The 19,930-nt window shown below is 63.8% G+C and carries 22 protein-coding genes; 10 read left to right on the top strand and 12 right to left on the bottom strand.

Annotated elements, in window-relative coordinates:
* Window positions 1-104 precede the first annotated feature (104 nt).
* From AC07NV_RS09680 to AC07NV_RS09690, 3 genes are all read right to left on the bottom strand, one after another.
* Complete coding sequence (locus AC07NV_RS09680) at window positions 105-341, bottom strand: acyl carrier protein (RefSeq protein WP_003039428.1); 237 nt, start codon at window positions 339-341, stop codon at window positions 105-107.
* Between the two features lie 239 nt (window positions 342-580).
* Window positions 581-2,344 (bottom strand): tetratricopeptide repeat protein, encoded by a 1,764-nt coding sequence (locus tag AC07NV_RS09685; RefSeq protein ID WP_495166138.1) that lies wholly within the window; start codon window positions 2,342-2,344, stop codon window positions 581-583.
* A gap of 636 nt (window positions 2,345-2,980) precedes the next feature.
* Window positions 2,981-3,496 carry a DUF3617 domain-containing protein gene (locus AC07NV_RS09690; protein WP_495166139.1) on the bottom strand — a complete coding sequence of 172 codons (516 nt, stop codon included), beginning with the start codon at window positions 3,494-3,496 and terminating at the stop codon, window positions 2,981-2,983.
* Between the two features lie 89 nt (window positions 3,497-3,585).
* Here AC07NV_RS09690 and uvrB point away from each other — a divergent pair, with 89 nt between their 5' ends.
* The 5 genes from uvrB (at window position 3,586) to AC07NV_RS09715 (ending at window position 8,486) form a co-directional block, all read left to right on the top strand.
* On the top strand, window positions 3,586-5,772 hold the full coding sequence (uvrB, locus tag AC07NV_RS09695; RefSeq protein WP_495166140.1) for an excinuclease ABC subunit UvrB: 2,187 nt from the start codon (window positions 3,586-3,588) through the stop codon (window positions 5,770-5,772).
* A 47-nt stretch (window positions 5,773-5,819) separates the two neighbouring features.
* Window positions 5,820-6,254, top strand: a complete 435-nt coding sequence (locus AC07NV_RS09700) for a hypothetical protein (protein ID WP_495166141.1) — start codon at window positions 5,820-5,822, stop codon at window positions 6,252-6,254.
* Window positions 6,251-6,616: a type II toxin-antitoxin system RelE/ParE family toxin gene (locus AC07NV_RS09705; RefSeq protein ID WP_495166142.1), complete on the top strand. Its 366-nt coding sequence runs from the start codon at window positions 6,251-6,253 to the stop codon at window positions 6,614-6,616. The genes AC07NV_RS09700 and AC07NV_RS09705 overlap by 4 nt, the downstream gene beginning before the upstream one ends.
* Window positions 6,594-6,884: an addiction module antidote protein gene (locus tag AC07NV_RS09710; RefSeq protein ID WP_495166697.1), complete on the top strand. Its 291-nt coding sequence runs from the start codon at window positions 6,594-6,596 to the stop codon at window positions 6,882-6,884. The genes AC07NV_RS09705 and AC07NV_RS09710 overlap by 23 nt, the downstream gene beginning before the upstream one ends.
* Window positions 6,885-6,980: 96 nt before the next feature.
* A complete protein-coding gene (locus AC07NV_RS09715) occupies window positions 6,981-8,486 on the top strand; it encodes a S10 family peptidase (RefSeq protein WP_495166143.1) in 1,506 nt (501 codons plus the stop codon).
* Between the two features lie 254 nt (window positions 8,487-8,740).
* On the opposite strand, the gene AC07NV_RS09720 is transcribed toward AC07NV_RS09715, so the two are convergent.
* Window positions 8,741-9,178, bottom strand: a complete 438-nt coding sequence (locus AC07NV_RS09720) for a hypothetical protein (RefSeq protein WP_495166144.1) — start codon at window positions 9,176-9,178, stop codon at window positions 8,741-8,743.
* A 153-nt stretch (window positions 9,179-9,331) separates the two neighbouring features.
* Here AC07NV_RS09720 and AC07NV_RS09725 point away from each other — a divergent pair, with 153 nt between their 5' ends.
* Entirely contained in the window at window positions 9,332-10,033 is a 702-nt protein-coding gene (locus AC07NV_RS09725; RefSeq protein WP_495166145.1) for an NRDE family protein, read from the top strand.
* 98 nt (window positions 10,034-10,131) lie between these two features.
* On the opposite strand, the gene infC is transcribed toward AC07NV_RS09725, so the two are convergent.
* Window positions 10,132-10,668: a translation initiation factor IF-3 gene (infC, locus tag AC07NV_RS09730; protein ID WP_495166146.1), complete on the bottom strand. Its 537-nt coding sequence runs from the start codon at window positions 10,666-10,668 to the stop codon at window positions 10,132-10,134.
* 158 nt (window positions 10,669-10,826) lie between these two features.
* Window positions 10,827-11,963 carry a penicillin-binding protein activator gene (locus AC07NV_RS09735; protein WP_495166147.1) on the bottom strand — a complete coding sequence of 379 codons (1,137 nt, stop codon included), beginning with the start codon at window positions 11,961-11,963 and terminating at the stop codon, window positions 10,827-10,829.
* A 76-nt stretch (window positions 11,964-12,039) separates the two neighbouring features.
* On the opposite strand from AC07NV_RS09735, the gene rsmI reads away from it, so the two are divergent.
* From rsmI to AC07NV_RS09755, 4 genes are read left to right on the top strand one after another with little or no spacing between them, the layout of a single operon-like run.
* Window positions 12,040-12,900 (top strand): 16S rRNA (cytidine(1402)-2'-O)-methyltransferase, encoded by an 861-nt coding sequence (rsmI, locus tag AC07NV_RS09740; protein ID WP_495166148.1) that lies wholly within the window; start codon window positions 12,040-12,042, stop codon window positions 12,898-12,900.
* Window positions 12,897-13,247: a YraN family protein gene (locus AC07NV_RS09745; protein WP_495166149.1), complete on the top strand. Its 351-nt coding sequence runs from the start codon at window positions 12,897-12,899 to the stop codon at window positions 13,245-13,247. Before rsmI ends, AC07NV_RS09745 begins: the two co-directional genes overlap by 4 nt.
* A gap of 10 nt (window positions 13,248-13,257) precedes the next feature.
* Complete coding sequence (gene gshB, locus AC07NV_RS09750; RefSeq protein ID WP_495166150.1) at window positions 13,258-14,208, top strand: glutathione synthase; 951 nt, start codon at window positions 13,258-13,260, stop codon at window positions 14,206-14,208.
* Between the two features lie 24 nt (window positions 14,209-14,232).
* The gene (locus tag AC07NV_RS09755) at window positions 14,233-14,841 is read left to right on the top strand and encodes a DedA family protein (protein ID WP_495166151.1); all 609 of its coding nucleotides are present in this window, start codon (window positions 14,233-14,235) and stop codon (window positions 14,839-14,841) included.
* Here AC07NV_RS09755 and AC07NV_RS09760 read toward each other — a convergent pair.
* From AC07NV_RS09760 to AC07NV_RS09785, 6 genes are all read right to left on the bottom strand, one after another.
* Window positions 14,838-15,716, bottom strand: coding sequence for a tyrosine recombinase XerC (locus AC07NV_RS09760; RefSeq protein ID WP_495166152.1), 879 nt, complete (start codon window positions 15,714-15,716; stop codon window positions 14,838-14,840). The genes AC07NV_RS09755 and AC07NV_RS09760 overlap by 4 nt on opposite strands.
* 120 nt (window positions 15,717-15,836) lie before the next feature.
* Window positions 15,837-16,982 carry a radical SAM family heme chaperone HemW gene (hemW, locus tag AC07NV_RS09765; RefSeq protein WP_495166153.1) on the bottom strand — a complete coding sequence of 382 codons (1,146 nt, stop codon included), beginning with the start codon at window positions 16,980-16,982 and terminating at the stop codon, window positions 15,837-15,839.
* A 58-nt stretch (window positions 16,983-17,040) separates the two neighbouring features.
* Window positions 17,041-17,559 carry a DUF2239 family protein gene (locus AC07NV_RS09770; protein ID WP_495166154.1) on the bottom strand — a complete coding sequence of 173 codons (519 nt, stop codon included), beginning with the start codon at window positions 17,557-17,559 and terminating at the stop codon, window positions 17,041-17,043.
* Between the two features lie 58 nt (window positions 17,560-17,617).
* Complete coding sequence (gene rdgB, locus AC07NV_RS09775) at window positions 17,618-18,247, bottom strand: RdgB/HAM1 family non-canonical purine NTP pyrophosphatase (RefSeq protein WP_495166155.1); 630 nt, start codon at window positions 18,245-18,247, stop codon at window positions 17,618-17,620.
* A gap of 92 nt (window positions 18,248-18,339) precedes the next feature.
* Entirely contained in the window at window positions 18,340-19,056 is a 717-nt protein-coding gene (rph, locus tag AC07NV_RS09780) for a ribonuclease PH (protein ID WP_495166156.1), read from the bottom strand.
* Window positions 19,057-19,104: 48 nt separating this feature from the next.
* Complete coding sequence (locus AC07NV_RS09785) at window positions 19,105-19,905, bottom strand: dienelactone hydrolase family protein (protein ID WP_495166157.1); 801 nt, start codon at window positions 19,903-19,905, stop codon at window positions 19,105-19,107.
* Window positions 19,906-19,930: the final 25 nt, after the last annotated feature.

Here is a 19,930-nt window from a genome sequence, read left to right on the forward strand (position 1 = left end):
TAAAAAAAGCTTCCCGGCCACTGCGCGCGAACGCTCGGGACCGGGAAGCCGGAAACGCGTGGGCGGCGTTGCCGCCGCGTCCGGCTATGCCGGACCGGGCCCGATTAGCCCTTGTTCGCTTCGATATAGTCGATCGCATCCTTGACGGTGGCGATCTTTTCCGCCGCATCGTCGGGGATTTCGACGCCAAATTCTTCTTCGAATGCCATCACCAGTTCGACGATGTCGAGGCTGTCAGCGCCCAGATCGTCGATGAAGCTTGCTTCCTCGGTTACCTTGTCGGCTTCGACGCCCAGATGTTCGACGACGATCTTTTTTACCTTTTCGGCCGAATCGCTCATGCACAGTTCCTTTTTTCTGACTATGTCGTGAATGTTGAAAATTGCCCTAGTGCCCGTGGGCGGCACTGGCAAGAGGTCTGGCACCGGCCGATCGGCGAAGCGCTGCATCGACCGGGCCCCTCCTTTTTAACAGTGTTGGCCGAACCTGTCCCTTTCCGCCCTTCCCGGCACCTGCATGACGAAATAGGCAATGCGGTCGCCGCCTTCAAGACCGAACCGACCGGCACGGCGCGCAGGCATCACGGCGCGGATTTGACGGGAATGACCCCCGAATCGCGAAGCGCCGCCGAGGCGCGCTGGATCACCACCGGGGTGATGACGAACCGGCCCAGCACCTTTTCCGGCGCCGCGCCGGCCGGCTGGCGGGTATAGGCGAGCAGGCGTTGCCACTGGGCGCGGCCCTCCGCCACATGGCCCTGCCGCGCCAGCACGATCGCCCGCACCATCATATATTGCGGCTCCATGTTGCTGGGCGACGGCATCTGGTCGAGGATCTTTTGCGCCTCGTCCTGCTCGCCGCGCTGCGACAGGGTGAAGGCCAAGGTAACCGCCGGGACTCCGGGATAGGAGGAATCAAGCGCCAACGACCGCCGCAGCAGGGCCTCACCCTCGGGCGCCTGCCCGCACGTCAGCTTGAACAGTCCGAGAAAGCCCGACATGTCGGCGTCATAGGGGTTCAGTGCAATTGCGGCATTGCCCATGCTGTTGCCGCCGCCGCAATTGCCCGCATAGAAATTGGCGCGGGCCATCGCGAACAGCCCTGCCGCGGAATTGGGGCTGCTTTCATAGGCGCGCTGCGCAAGGGCGCGCGCTTCGCCCATTGCCGTGCGGCCCTCCTCTGTCATGCGGCGCGGCTGCCAGTCACCATATCTGACCAGCGACAAGGCGGAAAGCACGACAGGGTCGCGCGGATTCGCCTTGAGCGTCGCACGGAGGCATGCGTCGACCTGCTTGGGGTTCGCGGTGTTGCGCATCTGGCGCATCCGGTTGAACTGCGCGAGACAGGGAAAGCCGGGCGAAAATTTCTCGGGCTGGCGCTGGACCTGATCGCGCACGATGACGCCATAATCGCCGGCAAGCTGAGCGATAAGCGGCTCGACCGCGGTGAACTCGGGTGTTTCCTCCCGGGTCAGACGCAGTTGTTGCGACCATATCGCGCGCTGGTCGGCGACGCGGTTGAGGACCAGCGTGACGTCGGCGGTGCCCTCCACAGTGCGGACGATCGACGTATCGAGACGATAGTCGCTGTTGCCGGTGACCGCGCTGCCGGGGAGCTTCGAACTCAAAAGATCGACAAGTTCGAAGCGCCGCAGCCCGTCGCGCAGCTTTCCATCCAGCGCCCGGGCGAGCGCGCGCGATTCGGGCAGATTGCCCGCTGCCGGCGCGCTGACTTCGATCAACGGCACCGGCACCGGATCGCCGACGAACAGCCGGTCGGGGCCGCCACGGAGTGTCCACAGCGTAAAAAGCGCGAGCGCAAGGAGGATGAGCACAACGACCCACCGGCCAAAGCGGGCACCGCCATCCCGCGCGCTTCGCGCAGGGCCCGACGGCGTCGGCCGCCCGGGACCTGCCGCGGCGGCTGCGGTCTTGACGTCACCGCCATCGGCCTGTTCTTCGGCCGGTCGCGCCGAGGGGGGCGCCGAGCGATACTGGACGACGACTTCGTAACTCCCCTGCGGCACGCGCAGGCGGTGGACCCATGGTGTATCGGCGTAATAGCGGTCGAGCAGGCTGCGCAACCGTCCGACCATGACGCGCGGATAGCTGTCGACAGCAGGATCGAAATCCTCGCTACGGCCAAGCGCTTCGGTCGCGATTGCATAGGCCTTGGGTGAACTACGCCCCCCGCGCAGGCGATGTTCGACAAGGAATTGCAGCAGGCGCGACAGCACCGGCGAACGGACGAACATCGGGGAATCGAGCAGTCGCCCGAGTTCTTCCGCAATGATCCGGTCAATCTCGCCGGGATCCTGTGTCTCATTCGCTTTCGCGTGGTCCATGCTACCCTCAAATACCCCTGGCGGGCGGTGCGGTAGATACGCCAATCAGCCAGCGCGGCCACCCATTGTTACTTTGACGTAACGGTAACAAGGTGGCCTTGGGTCATATCAGAAGAAACCCCCCTCGCCAATCTGCAAGGAAAAGCGCGAAACCCGGTTAAGAATTGGTTATCAACCGGCAACATCGCGGCATGTGACCCCTTGTAACTGCCGCGTTTTCGAAACTCTGTCATTCTTTTGGACGTCGCGGCATTCCTACGATGGCGCGGCGCGAAGCCGAAAGGCGAAAGGTGCGAGCTGGTCCCTGGCACCCTTCGATCCCCCTCAGGCTTCATTTCTAGACTTCGCCGGGCGGCCAACAGCCCCACCTGTTCTGTCGCCCGGCAAGTCGACCAATCTTGCAAACGCAGCCTCGCCCGCAGACCGGAATGGTCCGGCCCGGCCGCGCGTCGCAGCGCCGCCCCCTATCCGGTCAAGGTCGGGCAGCGCCGCCTGCGCAGAGTCGGTTGCCGCGCAAGTCGCCGGCCCTCATTGCGACAGGGCCGGGCATCGGTTTTCCCTCTTCCACGTCACCCATATAAAAGGGGCGCCAGTTTTCACTGACGCCCCCTTCATTTGTTCCACTTCGATGACGGATCAGGTCGCCGCCGGTGCCTTGCAAGGGCCAGTGTGGCTGCTGGTCATCTGCATGACCATTTCCATGTCGCCACCGGTCGGGACCTTGCCCTTGGTCGTGATGGTCACGTCGGTCTTCTTGGCCTCCATCGTGCCCGCCATCGTCATGTCGACGGTCTGACCATTGGCCTTGCAGGTGCCGGCGATATCGATCTTGCCGCCTGCAATGTCCTTCTTCGACCAGGTGCACTCGCCGCCGTTGCCCGGACCCTTGGCGAGTTCGGCCGCGATGTCTTCCTTCTCGACCTGTTCCTTCGTGAAGCACTGCTCCATGCCGCTGGCGCCTTCCATCGCCTTCGCCATGGTGTCCTTCATCTCGGCGGGCATGCCGGGGACTTCGAACTTCACCAGCTTGACGTCGGTTTTCCAGTTGCCGGCTTCGCGCTTCACGGGACCGCTGGCAGCGGTCTCGCTTTTGCCGCAGCCCGACACTGCCATGAGGGCGCCAATGGCGGCGACCGTCAAAATTTTCTTCATACCCTGTCTCCTGTGACTATTCGTTTGGGGGGTTCTGTTCTGATTCATTGCGATTGTGGACCCGCCCCATCGATACCATATTGGCAGCAATGGCAATTCAGATTCGTACATCGCTCGATGAAATCGACACGGCGGAGGGCTATGTCCCCCACCGTCCTGCACGCCCCGACAAGGTCGAAGGCGGCAAACGATTCGAGTTAGTTAGCGATTATGAGCCCGCAGGCGACCAGCCCACGGCGATTCGCGAACTGGTATCGACCGCGCTCGATGGCGAACGCGACCAGGTGCTGCTGGGGGTCACCGGTTCGGGCAAGACCTTCACCATGGCGAAAGTCATCGACGAGTTGCAGCGCCCCGCGCTGATCCTCGCGCCGAACAAGATCCTCGCGGCGCAGCTCTATGGCGAGTTCAAGAGCTTCTTCCCGAACAATGCAGTCGAATATTTCGTCAGCTATTACGACTATTACCAGCCCGAGGCCTATGTGCCGCGGTCGGACACCTATATCGAGAAGGAAAGCTCGGTAAACGAGGCGATCGACCGGATGCGCCACTCGGCGACGCGCGCACTGCTCGAACGCGACGATGTGATCATTGTCGCATCGGTGTCGTGCCTTTACGGTATCGGCTCGGTCGAAACCTATTCGGCGATGATCTTCGACCTCAAGAAAGGTCAGGTCGCCGACAATCGCGAGATCATCCGCAAGCTCGTCGCGCTCCAGTACAAGCGCAACGATCAGGCGTTCGCGCGCGGCAATTTCCGGGTCCGCGGCGACAATCTCGAAATCTTCCCCTCGCACTATGAAGACATGGCGTGGCGGATCAGCTTCTTCGGCGACGAGATCGAGGAGATCACCGAGTTCGACCCGCTGACCGGCAAGAAGATCGCGACCCTCAATTACGTCCGCGTCTATGCGAACAGCCACTATGTCACCCCCGGACCGACGCTGAAACAGGCGAGCGAGGCGATCCGGCACGAACTCACCGAGCGATTGAAGGAGCTTGAGAGCGAAGGCCGCCTGCTCGAAGCGCAGCGGCTCGAACAGCGCACCAATTTCGATCTCGAGATGATCGCCGCAACCGGCAGCTGCGCCGGGATCGAGAATTACAGCCGCTTCCTCACCGGCCGTCTGCCCGGCGAGCCGCCGCCGACGCTGTTCGAATATCTGCCCGACAATGCCCTGCTCTTCGTCGACGAAAGCCACCAGACGGTGCCGCAGATCGGCGCGATGTCGAAGGGCGATCACCGCCGCAAGATCACGCTGGCCGAATATGGTTTCCGCCTGCCGAGTTGCATCGACAACCGCCCGCTGCGTTTCGCCGAATGGGACATGATGCGCCCGCAGACCGTGAGCGTGTCGGCGACCCCGGGCACATGGGAGATGGACCGGACGCAGGGCGTATTCGCCGAACAGATCATCCGCCCCACCGGGCTGATCGACCCGCCGATCGAGATCAAGCCGGTCGAAGAGCAGGTCGACGATCTGATCGTCGAGGCAAAAAGGACCGCCGCGGCGGGGTATCGCACGCTCGTCACCACGCTGACCAAGCGGATGGCCGAGGATCTCACCGAATTCCTCCACGAGGCGGGGCTCAAGGTCCGCTACATGCACTCGGACGTCGAGACGCTGGAGCGTATCGAGATCATTCGCGATCTGCGGCTCGGGGTGTTCGACGTGCTGATCGGCATCAACCTGCTGCGCGAAGGGCTCGATATTCCCGAATGCGGGCTCGTGGCGATCCTCGATGCCGACAAGGAGGGCTTTCTTCGCAGCGAAACCAGCCTCGTCCAGACGATCGGCCGCGCCGCGCGCAACATCGACGGCCGCGTCATCCTCTACGCCGACCGCATCACCGGCAGCATGGAACGCGCGATGCGCGAAACCGACCGCCGCCGCGAAAAGCAGCACGCCTATAATGTCGAGCACGGCATCACCCCGACAACGATCAAGCGCAACATCGGCGACATCATCGCGCATGTCGCGTCAAAGGATCAGGTGACGATCGACATCGGCGAGGACAAGCCCGCGCACATGGTCGGGCACAATCTGCGCGCGTACATCCAGGACCTCGAGAAGAAGATGCGCGACGCCGCGGCCGATCTGGAATTCGAGGAAGCCGGACGGCTCCGCGACGAGATTCGCAAGCTGGAGGCCGACGAACTGGGGCTGCCTGCAGGCGAGCAGGTCGCGCCGCGAGTCGGGCGGAGCAACGAAGGCAAGCCGGGCACGCGCAAGGGGCGGTTCGGGAAGTCGAGCAAGACCAAGTGGGGGCGTTGACTATTTTGTCTATCTAAGATAATTTGCGTGCTATTAGGGGAAATGGCATGCAGATTGAGGTGGATTTTGAGGTTTGGCAGGCACTTACGGCAAAGCTTCAGAACGAACGAGATAATTACAACGAGGCGATTCGCCGTTTGCTGAACCTGCCAGCGACCGAAATGAGTCCGGTCTTTGGCGAAATCGATACGCCCGGCATTCCAGACACCCTCCCCCTTCCCGTCGGAAACGCTGTCAGCGGCGCTTGGTTTTCAAATGTGTTTTTCCCTGATGGCACTCTTTTCAGAGCTACTTACAAGGGCCGCACCCATCGCGCACAGATAAGAGGGTCTCAATGGATCGATGAATTCGGCAACGTCCGGACCAGCCCATCTGATGCAGCCAGCGCGATCTCACGGACAAACGTAAATGGATGGCGGTTTTGGTACGTTCGGCGCCCGGTCGATGAGGACTGGGTGAGAATGGACGCGCTCAAATCATGACCCAAGGCCTTGACAATTCTGAAACCGTCCTCTATATAGGACAAACTTACCGGCTGGAGGAAACAACCGAATTCGCCCGTTGGCTCGGTTCGTTGCGGGATATTCGGGCGGTTGCAAAGATCGCAGACCGCCTGAAACGTGCGTCGAACGGAAATTTTGGAGACCATAAGTCGGTCAAGGGCGGCGTTTTCGAAATGCGGATCGACTACGGACCGGGCTACCGGGTTTATTTCTTCCGGCGCGGTCAGGAGCTTGTTATTCTGTTGTGCGGCGGTGACAAGCGCACTCAGGATGATGATATCGCCCGCGCGAAGCGGCTGAAGGAAGAGATTGAAGGCCGTGACGGAGCTACAACCGTTTGATGCAGCAACCTACCTCACGACCGAGGAACATATCCTCTATTATCTTGAAGCGGCGATGGAAGGGAATGATCCCAGACATATCGCTAGCGCGCTCGGCGATGTCGCCCGTTCGAAAGGTATGACCGAGATCGCCCGCAAGACCGGACTTGGACGGCAGGCGCTTTACAACGCGCTATCCGAAAATGGGAATCCGACGCTGGAAACGCTGATAGCCGTGCTCGACGCCCTCGGTCTTGAGTTGTCGGTGCAGCCCAAGAAGGCCGCCTGACTCCTTCGACGAAAGCCCCGCCGCGACCGACGAGTAGCCTTGCCCGCTCCCCGCACCCGGATTAGCGTCCGCCGCCTCAACCGGGGAGAAACACCAATGAAAACGGGTCCGTCGCTCATCGCCTTGGCGCTCGCCTTTGCCGCGCCCACCTTTGTCCATGCGCAGGACAAGGCTGACGACAAGGCCAAGGCCGAAAAGACCGAAGACGTCACGCCGCAGGTCCGCACCACCAAACTGTCGGGCACCTTCGGCGGACAGCGGATCAACTATGCCGCGACGATCGGCGAGACGATCATCAAGAACAAGGATGGCGTGCCCGAAGTCGCGGTCGTCACCACCTCCTATGTCAAGGAACCGCGCGACCCTACCCGGCCGATCACCTTCCTGTTCAACGGCGGCCCCGGATCGGGCACCGTCTGGCTGATGATGGGGGCGTTCGGACCGAAGCGCGTCGCGATTCCCGGCACCGGCGTCGACGACGGTGCGCCGCCCTATCCGATCGTCGACAATCCCGACGCGCTGATGGACGTGACCGACGTCGTCTTCATCGATCCGCCGGGCACCGGCTTCTCGCACCTGATCGGCAAGGCCGACCCCAAGGATTATTACGGGGTGACGCAGGATGCGAAGCTGGTCGCCGAGGTGATCCGCCGCTGGCTGAATGACAATGGCCGCTGGAACAGCCCCAAGTTCCTCGGCGGCGAAAGCTATGGCACGACGCGCTCGGCCGCGGTCGCCAACCAGCTGATGAACGAGACGTATAACGACGTCGCCTTGAACGGCATCATCCTCATCTCGACCGTGCTCGATTTCGCGGCGGGCGCCGATACGCCCGGCAACGAATTGTCGCCGATCACCAACCTGCCCTCGATGGCCGCGACCGCGCTCTATCATGGCAAGGCGACCGCCCCGTCGGTCGAGGCGTTCGTCGAAGAAGCACGGCAATGGGCGATCGGCCCCTATGCCACGGCGTTGCTCAAGGGGCAGAAGCTGCAGGGTGAGGAGCGCGCCGCGATCCGCCGCGAGCTGTCGCGTTTCACCGGCCTCTCCGAAACCTATCTCGAAAGCGCCGACCTACGCGTCACGCCAAACCGCTTCTACAAGGAATTGCTCCGCGACCGCGGGCTGACCGTCGGGCGCCTCGACAGCCGCTATACCGGCAAGGATTATGACAGCGCGGGCGAAGGCCCCGACAACGACCCGAGCTTTTATGGCATCGACGCGAGCTATACCGCTGCGATCAACAGCTGGAGCCGCGACGGACTGGGGTTCAAGACCGACCGCGAATATCAGTCGATCGGCAGCATCGGCGGGCAATGGGACTGGCGCATCGGTGGCCGCGACAGCAACGCTTACATGAATGTCGCGCCCTATATCGGGCAGGCGCTGCGCGAGAATAGCGGGCTGCGCGTGTTCGTCGGCCAGGGCTATTATGATTTCGCGACGCCCTTCTTTGCCGCCGAATATGCGCTATCGCGCACCGGCATCCCGCAGGACCGCATCCAGTATCAATATTATGGCGCGGGCCACATGATGTATATCCGCGACGAGGATCGCCACAAATTGTCGGCGGATATTCGCGCCTTCATCCGGGCACGATAGCGGAGGCCTAGGGCCGCTATCGATCGGCGGTCGACGTCGCTACATCGTCACCCCGGGCTTGCCCCGGGGCCTGCCTTTTCTTTGGGCGCGGGCTGTCCGGCCGAGAAATGACAATCGGTCATGAAGCCCTTGAGGCGCGATCGAGCCGATTACTTCGGATTGATCCCCTGCCGTTGGGCAAAGGAAGGCGGGTCCCGGGTCAAGCCCGGGATGACGAGAAGAAGTGTCCGCTCGCTACCCCGCAACCAACATCTTCAGCGCAGGACGCCCTTTGCCCTCATCGCGCGGGCGTAGAAAAGCAGCGCGAGCATGATCACCCATATGGTGAGCGTCACATATAGCGCGATGTTCTGAAACAGCGCCCTGGTCGTCTCGCCAGCCAGGACATGCTGATAAAGGGTCGTGCCGGCGAGGCCGATGATCGACACGATAAAGGCGGTCACCGCGTGGCGCGACCGCATGAGCAGCAGCAGCGAGCCGAGAAAGGCTCCGAAACCGCCGAGCGCCCAGCAGGCATCGGACCATAAAGGCGCACCGAGGATGAAGCTGCGCTGCGCAGCAGTCAGCGGCGACAGCCAGAATTCATTCTGCATGCTGGTCAACGTGAAATCAGCGACCGGAAAGGCGTTGATCAGCAAGGACACGCCCCCGACAACCCAAAGGTGCCAGGGTGTTTTGCGTATGTCAGTCATATTGTCTTCCCCTCCAGAAAGATCGGGCGAAGCTATCATCCTTTGCCGTCGCCAGCAACGCTGTGATGTATTCGCATAATACAGCTATGTTACGGTCGAAATAACCGGCGGACCGGACTTGGCAAACGGGCGCGGAGCGATGATATGCGCTGCATGTGCGTTGTCGCCCTTGCTCATCATGTTCATCCCGGCTGGCCCCTCATCCTTATCGGCAATCGCGACGAGTTTCACGCGCGTCCTGCCGCACCGCTCGCCGAATGGGATGACGGCAGCGGCATCGTCGCCGGCCGCGACCTCCAGGCCGGAGGAAGCTGGCTCGGCGTGCATCGGCCCAGCGGACGCATTGTCGTGGTGACCAATGTCCGCGGCGCCTTGCCCGATCCCGCGAAGGAATCGCGCGGTGCGCTGGTCGTCGACATGCTGCGCGGCGACGGACGCTTTGCCGATCCGGCAAAGGTCGATCTTGACCGATTCAACGCGTTCAATCTTTTCGCGGCGGCCAATGGCGGCGTGCGCCTGCTGACCAACAGGCCAGGACCATCGATCGCGCAGCTTGCGCCGGGCGTCCACGCGCTCGCCAACGAACCCGTCGACATGCCTTGCCCGCGCGCCGCGCGGCTGGGCTCGGCACTCGAGGCGATTGTCGGCGCCGGCGCCGATCCCGAGTCGCTGCTCGATACGCTGATGGCCGAGGATGGCCCCGCGCTGTTCCTGCGCGGCGATGTCTATGGCACCCGCGCCTCGACGCTGATGGCGGTGGGCGCCGACGGAATGGTGCAAATGATCGAGCGCCGATATGAAGCGGGCGGCCGTCCCGCTGGAACGACCGCCCTGCAATTTCATATCGGCTTCTAAATTCGCCATTCCGGCGAAAGCCGGAATCTCACCCTCGCCTTTGGAGGCACTGTCGAGATCCCGGCCTTCGCCGCGATGACGATGAAATCAAAAGCCGCCTATTTCGGCGCGATCACCATCAGCATCTGACGGCCTTCGGTGCGCGGATGCGCCTCGACCTTCGCAATCTCCGACGTCAGTTCGGCGACGCGCTGCAGCACGTTCAGGCCGAGCTGCGTGTGGCTCATTTCGCGACCGCGGAAACGCATGGTCATCTTGACCTTGTCGCCTTCGCCAAGGAAATCGAAGACCTTCTTCATCTTGGTGTCGAAATCATGATCGTCGATATTCGGACGCATCTTGATCTCTTTGATTTCCTGCGTCTTCTGGCTCTTGCGTGCGAGGTTCGCCTTCTTTTGCGCCTCATACTTGAACTTGCCGACGTCGAGGAACTTGCACACCGGCGGATCGGCGTTCGGAGATACTTCCACCAAGTCGAGGCCGACGGATGCCGCCTGCTCGATCGCTTCGGCCGTTAGCATGACGCCCAGATTTTCGCCTTCCTCGTCGATCACGCGGACTTTCGGGGAGGCGATAAATTCATTGTAACGCGGGCCGTTTTTAGGCGGCATCGGTGCCATTGAGCGACGGGTCATGGGCGGTGGTATAGCTGTATCTCCTGGGTCGTTAAAAAGTGGGCGTGCGGCATCGACGCTAAAACACGCGTAACGGTCATATAGTGATCACGAGGCCGCCGTAAAGGCCGCCCCGTCATCCCGATACCGCTTTTCTGACGACTGTGACTGGTCTGCCACTACCATTTGGTCGGCGCGGGATCCACGACCCGGAAACCGCCGGCGCCGATTTCGCTGACTTCGAGCGCGCGAACCGCAATGCCGCGATTGTTAAAGCGGAAGATTCCATCGATGCCGCCAAAACCGTCGGCGGCGAGCAGGCGCGCTGCGGGGAAGTTGGTGCCGGGTTTCCAGTCGCGCGCGATGCGCACCGTCAGCAGCACCGAATCATAACCAAGGCTGGCAAGCCGGTACGGCGCCTTGCCGAAGCGCGTGCGATATTTGCCTGCAAGCTGGCCATAGAGGCCGTCCGAGACGCTGGCGAACCACGACCCGCGCATCACCGCATTGCTGCCGAGCGCCGCGTCGGTGTTCCAGAGTTCGGTGCCGAGAATCTGCCGCGGGCCCGCGCTCTTGACCACCGGGACGGCGCGAATGGCATTGCCGCCGCTGTCGGCAATCAGCACCGCATCCATCGCGCCGGCATTGGCGAGGCGCCGCGCAGCGCCGGTCAGCGCCGTCGCGCTGCGGTCATAGGTTTCGACCGCGACCAGCGTGCCGCCGGCTTCGGCGACGGCGGTACGGAAGGCTGCGGCCGAGCGGTCGCCATAGACATTCTTGGGCACGAGAGCGCCAAAGCGCTGATGCCCCTTGGTCCGCGAGAAGGCGACGACGCGCTCGACCGACTGGCCGGGGACGAAGCCCATGATGAAAACGCCATTGCCCGCGACGCCGCTGTCGTTCGAGAAGCTCAGCACCGGCACTTTCGCATCGCGCGCGATTGGCGCCACCGCGGCGACATCCTCGCTCAGCAGCGGGCCGAGAATCAGCTTGTTGCCATCGGCAACCGCCTGCCGCGCCGCGGCGGCGGCACCGAGCGCGGTGTCATAGGTGGTGATGCGCACACGTTCGGTACGCGAATCGAGCAAGGCCAGCGTCGTCGCATTGGCGATCGCCATGCCGACATCAGCGTTCGGGCCGGTCTGCGGCACGAGCAGGGCGACGCGGTGACGATCGGTGTCGGTGGGCAGGCCCGGGCCGACATTGTCGTCGGGGTTGGTCGGCGGCGGCGGGGTCGCCGGGCCGCTTGTTTTCGGAACGACCTGACATGCCGCAAGCAGCCCTGCCACCGCCATCACCCCGAGCCCGCGCAACATTTGACGGCGCGGCGATGCATTACTTTGGCGCGCGCTTAATTGGTAATTGGGGGCAGTTTCTGCCATTTTCGGCGTCATGCCAGATTCGAACATCTCAGATTCTCCCTTGCCCGGTCTCTATATCGTTGCGACGCCCATCGGCAACCTTGGCGACATCAGCGCGCGCGCCGCGACGACACTCGCCTCCGCCGGCGTGATTGCCGCAGAGGATACGCGTGTCACCGCGAAATTGCTGTCGCATCTGGGTTTGCGTGTGCCGATGACCCCCTATCATGATCATAGCGACGAACGCACCCGCGCCGCTCTGGTTGCGCGGATGGCCGACGAAATTGTCGTTCTTGTGTCGGACGCGGGGACCCCGTTGATTTCGGACCCCGGATACAAGCTGGTGCGCGACGCCCGCGCGGCGGGGCGGCATGTGACCACCCTGCCCGGCCCCTGCGCCGCGATCGCCGCGATCACGCTGTCGGGGCTGCCCAGCGACCGTTTTCTGTTCGCGGGCTTCCTGCCCAACAAGGCGAAAGCGCGCGCCGACACGCTCGCCGAATTCGCCGGGCTGCGCGCGACGCTTGTGTTCTACGAAAGCGGACCGCGGCTGTCGGCTTCGCTGGCGGCGATGGCCGAAGGGCTGGGCAATCGCGAAGCCGCGGTTGCGCGCGAAATCAGCAAGCTGTTCGAGCAATGTGTCACCGGCACGCTGACCGAGCTTTCCGCGCGCTATGCCGACGCGCCGCCGAAGGGCGAGATCGTCGTCATCGTCGGGCCGCCGGGCGAAGCGGCCACCGAAGCGGCCGACGACGCGACGCTCGACGCCGCGCTGCGCGAAGCGATGGCCGACAAGCCCGTCGCACAGGCGGCCAAGGCGGTCGCCAAACGCTTCGGCCTCGACCGCCACGACGTCTACGCGCGGGCATTGTCACTGAAAGAGGGCGCTTGAACCGCGCCGCGGCCGAGGCACGCGGCCGCAAGGCCGAACGCCGTGCCGCATGGTGGCTGCGCCTCCATGGCTGGCGCATCCTCGGCGAGCGACTCCGCGTTCCGGTGGGCGAAGTCGACCTTGTCGCACGGCGCGGGCGCACCGTCGCTTTCATCGAAGTCAAATGGCGCGACCGCGCCGCCGATCTCGACCTTGCCATCGACCAATATCGCCTGCGCCGCGTCGCCGCTGCGGCCGAAATGCTCGGCCCGCGCTTCGCGGGGCCGCACGACGATATCCGCATCGACGTGATGCTCCTTGCGCCAAGGCGTCTGCCGCGCCATCTGGTCCACGTCTGGCAACCCTGAGGAATATCGAATGACCCTGCGCGCCGCGGTACAAATGGACCCGATGGATGGCATCAACATCGGGGGCGACAGCAGTTTCCACCTGATATTGAAGGCGCTCGAGCGCGGGTATGAGCTCTATCATTACGACGTGCGCGGGCTGACGTGGGAGGCCGGGCGGCTGACGACGAAGGCGCATCGCATCGTCGCGGCGCAGCGCGAGGCCGGCGCGCATTACAAGTTCGGCGACGAAGTCCTGCTCGACCTCGGCCGCGACATCGATGTCGTGTTGATGCGGCAGGATCCGCCCTTCGACCTCGGTTACCTCACCGGCACCTGGCTGCTCGAACGCATCGCCAGCGAGACATTGGTCGTGAACGACCCCGTCTCGGTCCGCAACGCCCCCGAAAAAGTCTTCGTGCTCGATTTCCCCGAATTTATGCCGCCGACGATGGTCACCCGCAGCCTCGACGCGGTGAAGGATTTCCAGGCGCGGCACGGCGCCGTCGTGATCAAGCCGCTCCACGGCAATGGCGGCAAGGCGGTGTTCAAGATCGACGCCGACGGCGGCAATCTCGGCGCGCTGGTCGAGCTGTTCGGACAGGTGTGGCCCGAACCCTTCATGGTCCAGCAGTTCCTGCCGAGCGTCAGCAAGGGCGACAAGCGCATCGTCCTCGTCGACGGCGAGGTCGCGGGCGCGATCAACCGCAAGCCCGGCGAAGGCGAATTCCGGTCGAACCTCGCGGTCGGCGGCTATGCCGAGGCGGCCGAACTCACCCCGCGCGAGCAGGAAATCTGCGACGTCCTCGGCCCGCAGCTGCGCGAACGCGGGCTGGTCTTCGTCGGCATCGATGTGATCGGCGGCGAGTGGCTGACCGAAATCAACGTCACCTCGCCCACCGGCATCGTCGCGATCGACCGTTTCAACAATAGCGACACTGCGGGCATGATCTGGGACGCGATCGTGCGGCGGATCGGCTGACGCCTCCCGCGCGTTACGCATCGCATGACCGATTTCATCCTGAACCTGATCCAGAGCTGGGGCTATGCGGGGATATTCATCCTCATGTTCCTCGAAAATGTGTTCCCGCCGATCCCGTCCGAAGTCATCATGGGGCTCGGCGGCATCGCCGTCTCGAAAGGCCATTTCGATTTCTGGACGCTCGTCGCGGTCGCCGTCGCCGGCACGACCGCCGGCAACTGGGTCTGGTACGGGATCGGGCGCTGGATCGGCTATGAACGGCTGAAACCCTTTATCGATCGCCACGGCCGTTGGCTGACGCTCGACTGGGACGAGGTCGAACGGCTGCACAACTGGTTCCTGAAATATGGTCCCGCGATCGTTTTCGTCGCGCGCTTCATGCCCGTCGCCCGCACGATGGTGTCGCTGCCCGCGGGCATGGTAAAGATGAATCAGGCGAAATTCTTGGCTTGGACCGCCGGCGGATCGACGATCTGGATTTCGGCACTCGCCGGCGCGGGAAACTGGTTCGGGGGGAATTTCGCGAACCTCGACGCCTTCGTCGGCCCGCTCGCACTCGTCGCGATCGGCTCGCTCGTCGTGATCTATGTCTACCGCGTCATCACCTGGAAGCCGAAGCCGCACAGCGACTAGGCGCGCGGATGCGCGCTGCGATAGATGTCGAGCAGATGCGCGGCGTCGACCGCGGTATAGACCTGCGTCGAGGCAAGGCTCGCATGGCCGAGCAATTCCTGCAAACTCCGCAGATCCGCCCCGCCCGCAAGCAGATGCGTCGCAAAGCTGTGCCGCAGCGCATGCGGCGTCGTGCGTTCGGGAAGCCCCAGCGCCCGCCGTGCCGAGCGTACGCTCGCGCGAATCACACCGGGCGCCAACGGCCCTCCCCGCGCGCCGAGAAACAACGCCTGATCCTTCGCGACCGGCCAGGGGCAAGCCGCGACATAGCGCGCCACCGCATTTGCGACCGCGGGCAGGATCGGCACGATCCGCGTCTTGTTCCTTTTGCCGGTCACGCGCAGTGTCTCGCCGAGCGGTATTGCCGCGCCGGTGAGCGACAATGCTTCGCCAATACGCAACCCGGCGCCATAGAGCAGCAGCAGCAGCGCAAAATCGCGCGCGCCGACCCAGCCTTGCCGAGCGTTGTCCTCAACATCCTGTGCGAGTTGCAATGCCTCGGCGGGCGCAACCGGGCGCGGCAGGCCCTTCTTGACGCGCGGCCCGCGCATCTGCGGCACGCTGGCGCCCGACCCGCCGACGAAGCGCAGAAAGCCGCGCAGCGCCGACAGTTCGCGCGCCGCCGAGGCATTGCCGAGCCCCTCGGCGCGGCGCTCGGCGAGATAGGCGCGCAGGTCGTTCGGGGTCAGCGTCGTCAGCATCCGCGCGTCGACGGTGCCGCCGCGATGCCGCGACAGGAAAGCGCAAAAGCGTTCGGCGGTCGCGATATAAGCGCGGCGCGTGTGCTCCGACCGGCGCTTCTCATGCGCCAGATGGGCATCCCAGTCGCGGATCATATCTTGCGCCAACGCGTCTTCCATTTCCGTTCGCATCGAGCGAAGTCGAGATGCCCATCGGCGTGGTGTGAGGTCGAAGGGTGTCTCGACTTCGCTCGACACGAACGGGTCAAGAGCAAGCTAGTGCGTTTTGACGACCTCTGAAAGGATGGAGTCGAGCAGAAGTATACCGTCGTCTGTGACAGCAAGCCGGTCGCCATCCGTCCGCATCAATCCTTGCCGCGACAGCCGCGCCACCGCACCGGCATCCACGAAAGCCGCACGCGCCAGTCCGCTCCGCATCTCGATCCGCGACAGATCGATCCCCTCGGTCAACCGCAGCCCCATCAGCATCGCCTCGGTCGCGCGCTCATGATCGGGCAGGTCGGCCTCGACCTTCAACCCGTGACCGTTGCGCTCCACCCCCGAAATGAAATTCTCGGGCTTCTTGTGCCGCTCGGTCGCCTGGCCCAGTCGTCGTCCGTGCGCGCCGGGGCCGACACCGGCATAATCGGCGTAGCGCCAGTAAGCGAGATTGTGGCGGCTCTCCTGCCCGATGCGGGCATGGTTCGATACCTCGTAACGCGGCAGCCCCGCGGTGCGCGTCATCGCCTGCGTCGCGTCGAACAGGTCCGCGGCGGCGTCGCCGTCGGGGATGGTGAGATCGCCTTTCGCCGCCAGCGTCGCAAAGCGCGTGCCAGGCTCGATGGTGAGCTGGTAGAGCGAGAGATGATCGGTGCCGAAAGCGAGCGCAGCGGCCAGTTCGCTTTCCCACGCCGCCATCGACTGGCCGGGCCGCGCATAGATCAGGTCGAAGCTGACCCGAGAAAAATGCTCCTGCGCGGTCGCAATAGCGCGCCGCGCCTCATCCTCGCTGTGCGCGCGGCCAAGAAACTCAAGCACTTCGGAATCGAAGCTCTGAACGCCTATCGAAACGCGATTGACGCCCGCCGCGGCAAGATCGGCGAAATTGGCGACCTCGACCGAGTTCGGATTCGCCTCCAGCGTGATCTCGACATCGTCGGCCAGACCCCATTCGGTCTCCGCCGCCGCAATCACCGCCGCCACCGTCGCGGGCGGCATCAGGCTGGGCGTCCCCCCGCCAAAGAAGATCGAACCCACGGTGCGCCCGGGCAGCAACGCCGCCTCATGCCGCAAATCGGCCAGCAGCGCGTCGCGCCACACCGCCTGATCGACGCGTTCGCGCACATGGCTATTGAAGTCGCAATAGGGGCATTTCGACACGCAAAACGGCCAATGGACATAGAGGGCGAGCGGTTCGGCCATAGGCGGCCCCCTACCCTCTTTCGTCCTTAGGGCGAAAGGCGGAATCGCCTACCGGCGATCAGTCCGCAGCCAGCAGGCGCCCGATATGCGCCCGGATATCTTCGGGCCAGGCCGCGATCAGCTCACCAAAACCCGCCTCATCATCGCGATATAGCGCGCGGAGCGCCTCTTCAAAGCCGGGGCGGTCGCCGCAGAGATGGCTCATGAAATTATAGGCGGCGTCGCGGCGCTGCCTGATGCTCGGCGTGCCCTTGCTCGCAGCTTCAACCAGCCGGCGCAGGGTCGCCGAAGCGCCGCCCTGCTGGGCTGCCAGCCAGTCCCAGTGCCGCGGAAGCAAGGTCACCTCGCGCGCTTTCACCCCCAGCCGCGGGCGCCCCGCGGTCGGGGCGGGCGCCGCTTTGGCGGCGTCCCAATAGTCGAGGTCGGACAGCCGGCCTGAAGCATCGTCAAACACGAGGATCGCGCCGAGATCAGCGGGGTAACGATCCTCGAGCGTGCGGGTGACGGCTTCGGGACTTCCCGATGCGAGCTGCGTATCGCCCAGAAAGGCCGTGACGTTTTGATGTTCCTGAGTCATGACGACTCATTATACCCGGGTGAAATGCAAGTCAATTCATCCGGGTATAATTGCAACCCTATTCGAACGCACCCGCGACCAGCTTGGCAAACGCATCGGCGCGGTGGCTGATCGCATGCTTCTCTTCGGGCGCAATTTCGGCATAGGTCAGCGCGTTGCCGGTCGGAACGAATACCGGGTCATAACCGAAGCCGAGCAGCCCGCGCGGCGGCCAGGTCAGGCTGCCCTGCGCCCGTCCCTCGAACACGTCCGCATGGCCATCGGGCCAGGCGAGCGCGAGGGTGCAGACGAAGCAGGCGCTGCGGTCGACGTCCGGCCCCTGTTCGGCGAGCAGACCTTCGACCTTGCCCATCGCCATATACCAGTCGCGGCCCGGCGCGCCCTCGAACACCTGCCGTTCGGCCCAGTCGGCGGTATAGACCCCCGGACGCCCGCCGAGCGCCGCGACTTCGAGTCCGCTGTCATCGGCGAGCGCGGGCAGCCCCGACGCCGACGCGCTCGCATGCGCCTTCAACAACGCATTCTCGCGAAACGTCGTCCCGGTTTCGTCGGGTTCGGGAAGCCCAAGGTCGCCCGCCGACACCGGCTCGATCCCGAACGGTTCGAGCAGCGCGCGAATCTCGCGCACCTTTCCTGCATTATGGCTGGCGATGACGAGCTTGCCGGGGGCAAGTTTGCGGTGGGTCATAAAGCAACCTCAATATCATCGTCATGCCGGACTTGATCCGGCATCCATTGCCGCGTGGACCCCGGATCAAGTCCGGGGTGACGAGGGGTGAATTACCGGCTCGTCGCCTTGTCCTGCGCCGCGAAAATTTCGGTACAGCCGATGCGCGCCAGCCGCAGCAAACGCAGCAGGGCTTCCTCGTCATAGGTTGCCCCCTCGGCGCTCGCCTGCACTTCGACGATCTGGCCCTTGGCGGTCAGCACGAAATTGCCGTCGGCCTCGGCGACCGAATCTTCGTCATAATCGAGGTCGAGTACCGGGGTGCCCTTGTAGATACCGCAGCTGATTGCGCCGACCTTGTCCTCGATCGGATCCTCGGCGATCAGCTTCGCTTCGAGCAGCTTGTCGACCGCAAGGCGCAGCGCGACCCATGCACCCGAAATCGATGCGGTGCGCGTGCCGCCATCGGCCTGAATGACGTCGCAATCGATGACGATCTGGCGCTCGCCGAGCTTCTTCATGTCGACGATGGCGCGCAAGCTACGGCCGATAAGGCGCTGGATTTCCTGCGTCCGGCCCGACTGCTTGCCCTTCGCCGCTTCGCGGCTCCCGCGTGTGTGCGTCGCGCGCGGCAACATGCCATATTCAGCGGTGACCCAGCCCTGCCCCTTGCCGCGCAGAAACGGCGGCACCTTTTCGTCGACGCTGGCGGTCACCAGCACCTTGGTATTGCCGAAGCTGACGAGCACGCTGCCCTCGGCATGGATGGTGAAATTGGTTTCGATCGCGATGGGACGCATCTGATCGGGCGCGCGGCCTGAGGGGCGCATGAGATTTCCTTTCGATTGACGATTGCCGTGGCCCTTAGGCCGCCGTCCTCAATCGCTCAACCGCATCTTGAAGAAATCGAGGATTTCGTCGCGCGCCTGCACCGTCGGCTGCCCCGCTTCGTCGATCAGGTGGATCGTGACGACGCTGTGCGGGTTCTTCATCGGGCTGTCGGGGTTCGCCGCATCGTCGGGCAGCACGCGCCCGATAAAGCGGTCGCCGAGCGCGTCCGCATAGGCCGCGAAGCGCGCCGCCTTGCAATATTTGTCACCCTCGAACCGGTAAGCGAGAATGGTCAGGTCCTCGGCCTCCATTCGTGCCTTCACCGCCGCCAGTTCGTCCGGCGCAATATGCATGCCGGCCGCATCGTTCAGCGGTAACGACGGCTGCGCCAGCACCGGTGCCAGCACCGACGGCTCGAGCATCATCGACAATGCGAAGTTACCCGTAAAGCACATGCCGATCGCGCCGACACCCTTGCCGCCGCATTCCTGATGCGCCTGCGCCGCGAGCGCCCGCAACCACTGTGTCGCGGGCGAGCTTTCATTCGCTTGAAAGGCACGAAACTGGCGGCTGATGCACCCGCCGATCATCGTGAACAACATTCGAGGCGCGCGTGGTACCGCGCCATCCTTGCCGAATATGTGCGGCATATAGACGGTGAAACCGGCGTCGCGGACCCAGCGCGCGAAGCGCGCGACATGCGGGCTGATCCCGGGCATTTCGGTCATCACGATGACGGCCGGGCCGCGGCCCATCGTGTAGACACGGTGCTTGCGGCCGAGCAGGACGATCTCGCGATGATCGAAATCGTCGAGCGGGTCGTCGCGGTCGAGTGGCGGTGTCGTCATGCGTCTCTCCCCGCGAGGAGGCTAA

This window comes from Sphingopyxis sp. GW821-FHT10B01 (genome assembly GCF_059415685.1).

Coding starts and splice junctions, on each gene's coding strand:
- AC07NV_RS09680 (WP_003039428.1), bottom strand. CDS start 341: ATGAGCGATTCGGCCGAAAAGGTAAAAAAGATCGTCGTCGAACATCTG.
- AC07NV_RS09685 (WP_495166138.1), bottom strand. CDS start 2,344: ATGGACCACGCGAAAGCGAATGAGACACAGGATCCCGGCGAGATTGAC.
- AC07NV_RS09690 (WP_495166139.1), bottom strand. CDS start 3,496: ATGAAGAAAATTTTGACGGTCGCCGCCATTGGCGCCCTCATGGCAGTG.
- uvrB (WP_495166140.1), top strand. CDS start 3,586: ATGGCAATTCAGATTCGTACATCGCTCGATGAAATCGACACGGCGGAG.
- AC07NV_RS09700 (WP_495166141.1), top strand. CDS start 5,820: ATGCAGATTGAGGTGGATTTTGAGGTTTGGCAGGCACTTACGGCAAAG.
- AC07NV_RS09705 (WP_495166142.1), top strand. CDS start 6,251: ATGACCCAAGGCCTTGACAATTCTGAAACCGTCCTCTATATAGGACAA.
- AC07NV_RS09715 (WP_495166143.1), top strand. CDS start 6,981: ATGAAAACGGGTCCGTCGCTCATCGCCTTGGCGCTCGCCTTTGCCGCG.
- AC07NV_RS09720 (WP_495166144.1), bottom strand. CDS start 9,178: ATGACTGACATACGCAAAACACCCTGGCACCTTTGGGTTGTCGGGGGC.
- AC07NV_RS09725 (WP_495166145.1), top strand. CDS start 9,332: ATGTGCGTTGTCGCCCTTGCTCATCATGTTCATCCCGGCTGGCCCCTC.
- infC (WP_495166146.1), bottom strand. CDS start 10,668: ATGACCCGTCGCTCAATGGCACCGATGCCGCCTAAAAACGGCCCGCGT.
- AC07NV_RS09735 (WP_495166147.1), bottom strand. CDS start 11,963: ATGTTGCGCGGGCTCGGGGTGATGGCGGTGGCAGGGCTGCTTGCGGCA.
- rsmI (WP_495166148.1), top strand. CDS start 12,040: ATGCCAGATTCGAACATCTCAGATTCTCCCTTGCCCGGTCTCTATATC.
- gshB (WP_495166150.1), top strand. CDS start 13,258: ATGACCCTGCGCGCCGCGGTACAAATGGACCCGATGGATGGCATCAAC.
- AC07NV_RS09755 (WP_495166151.1), top strand. CDS start 14,233: ATGACCGATTTCATCCTGAACCTGATCCAGAGCTGGGGCTATGCGGGG.
- AC07NV_RS09760 (WP_495166152.1), bottom strand. CDS start 15,716: ATGATCCGCGACTGGGATGCCCATCTGGCGCATGAGAAGCGCCGGTCG.
- hemW (WP_495166153.1), bottom strand. CDS start 16,982: ATGGCCGAACCGCTCGCCCTCTATGTCCATTGGCCGTTTTGCGTGTCG.
- AC07NV_RS09770 (WP_495166154.1), bottom strand. CDS start 17,559: ATGACTCAGGAACATCAAAACGTCACGGCCTTTCTGGGCGATACGCAG.
- rdgB (WP_495166155.1), bottom strand. CDS start 18,247: ATGACCCACCGCAAACTTGCCCCCGGCAAGCTCGTCATCGCCAGCCAT.
- rph (WP_495166156.1), bottom strand. CDS start 19,056: ATGCGCCCCTCAGGCCGCGCGCCCGATCAGATGCGTCCCATCGCGATC.
- AC07NV_RS09785 (WP_495166157.1), bottom strand. CDS start 19,905: ATGACGACACCGCCACTCGACCGCGACGACCCGCTCGACGATTTCGAT.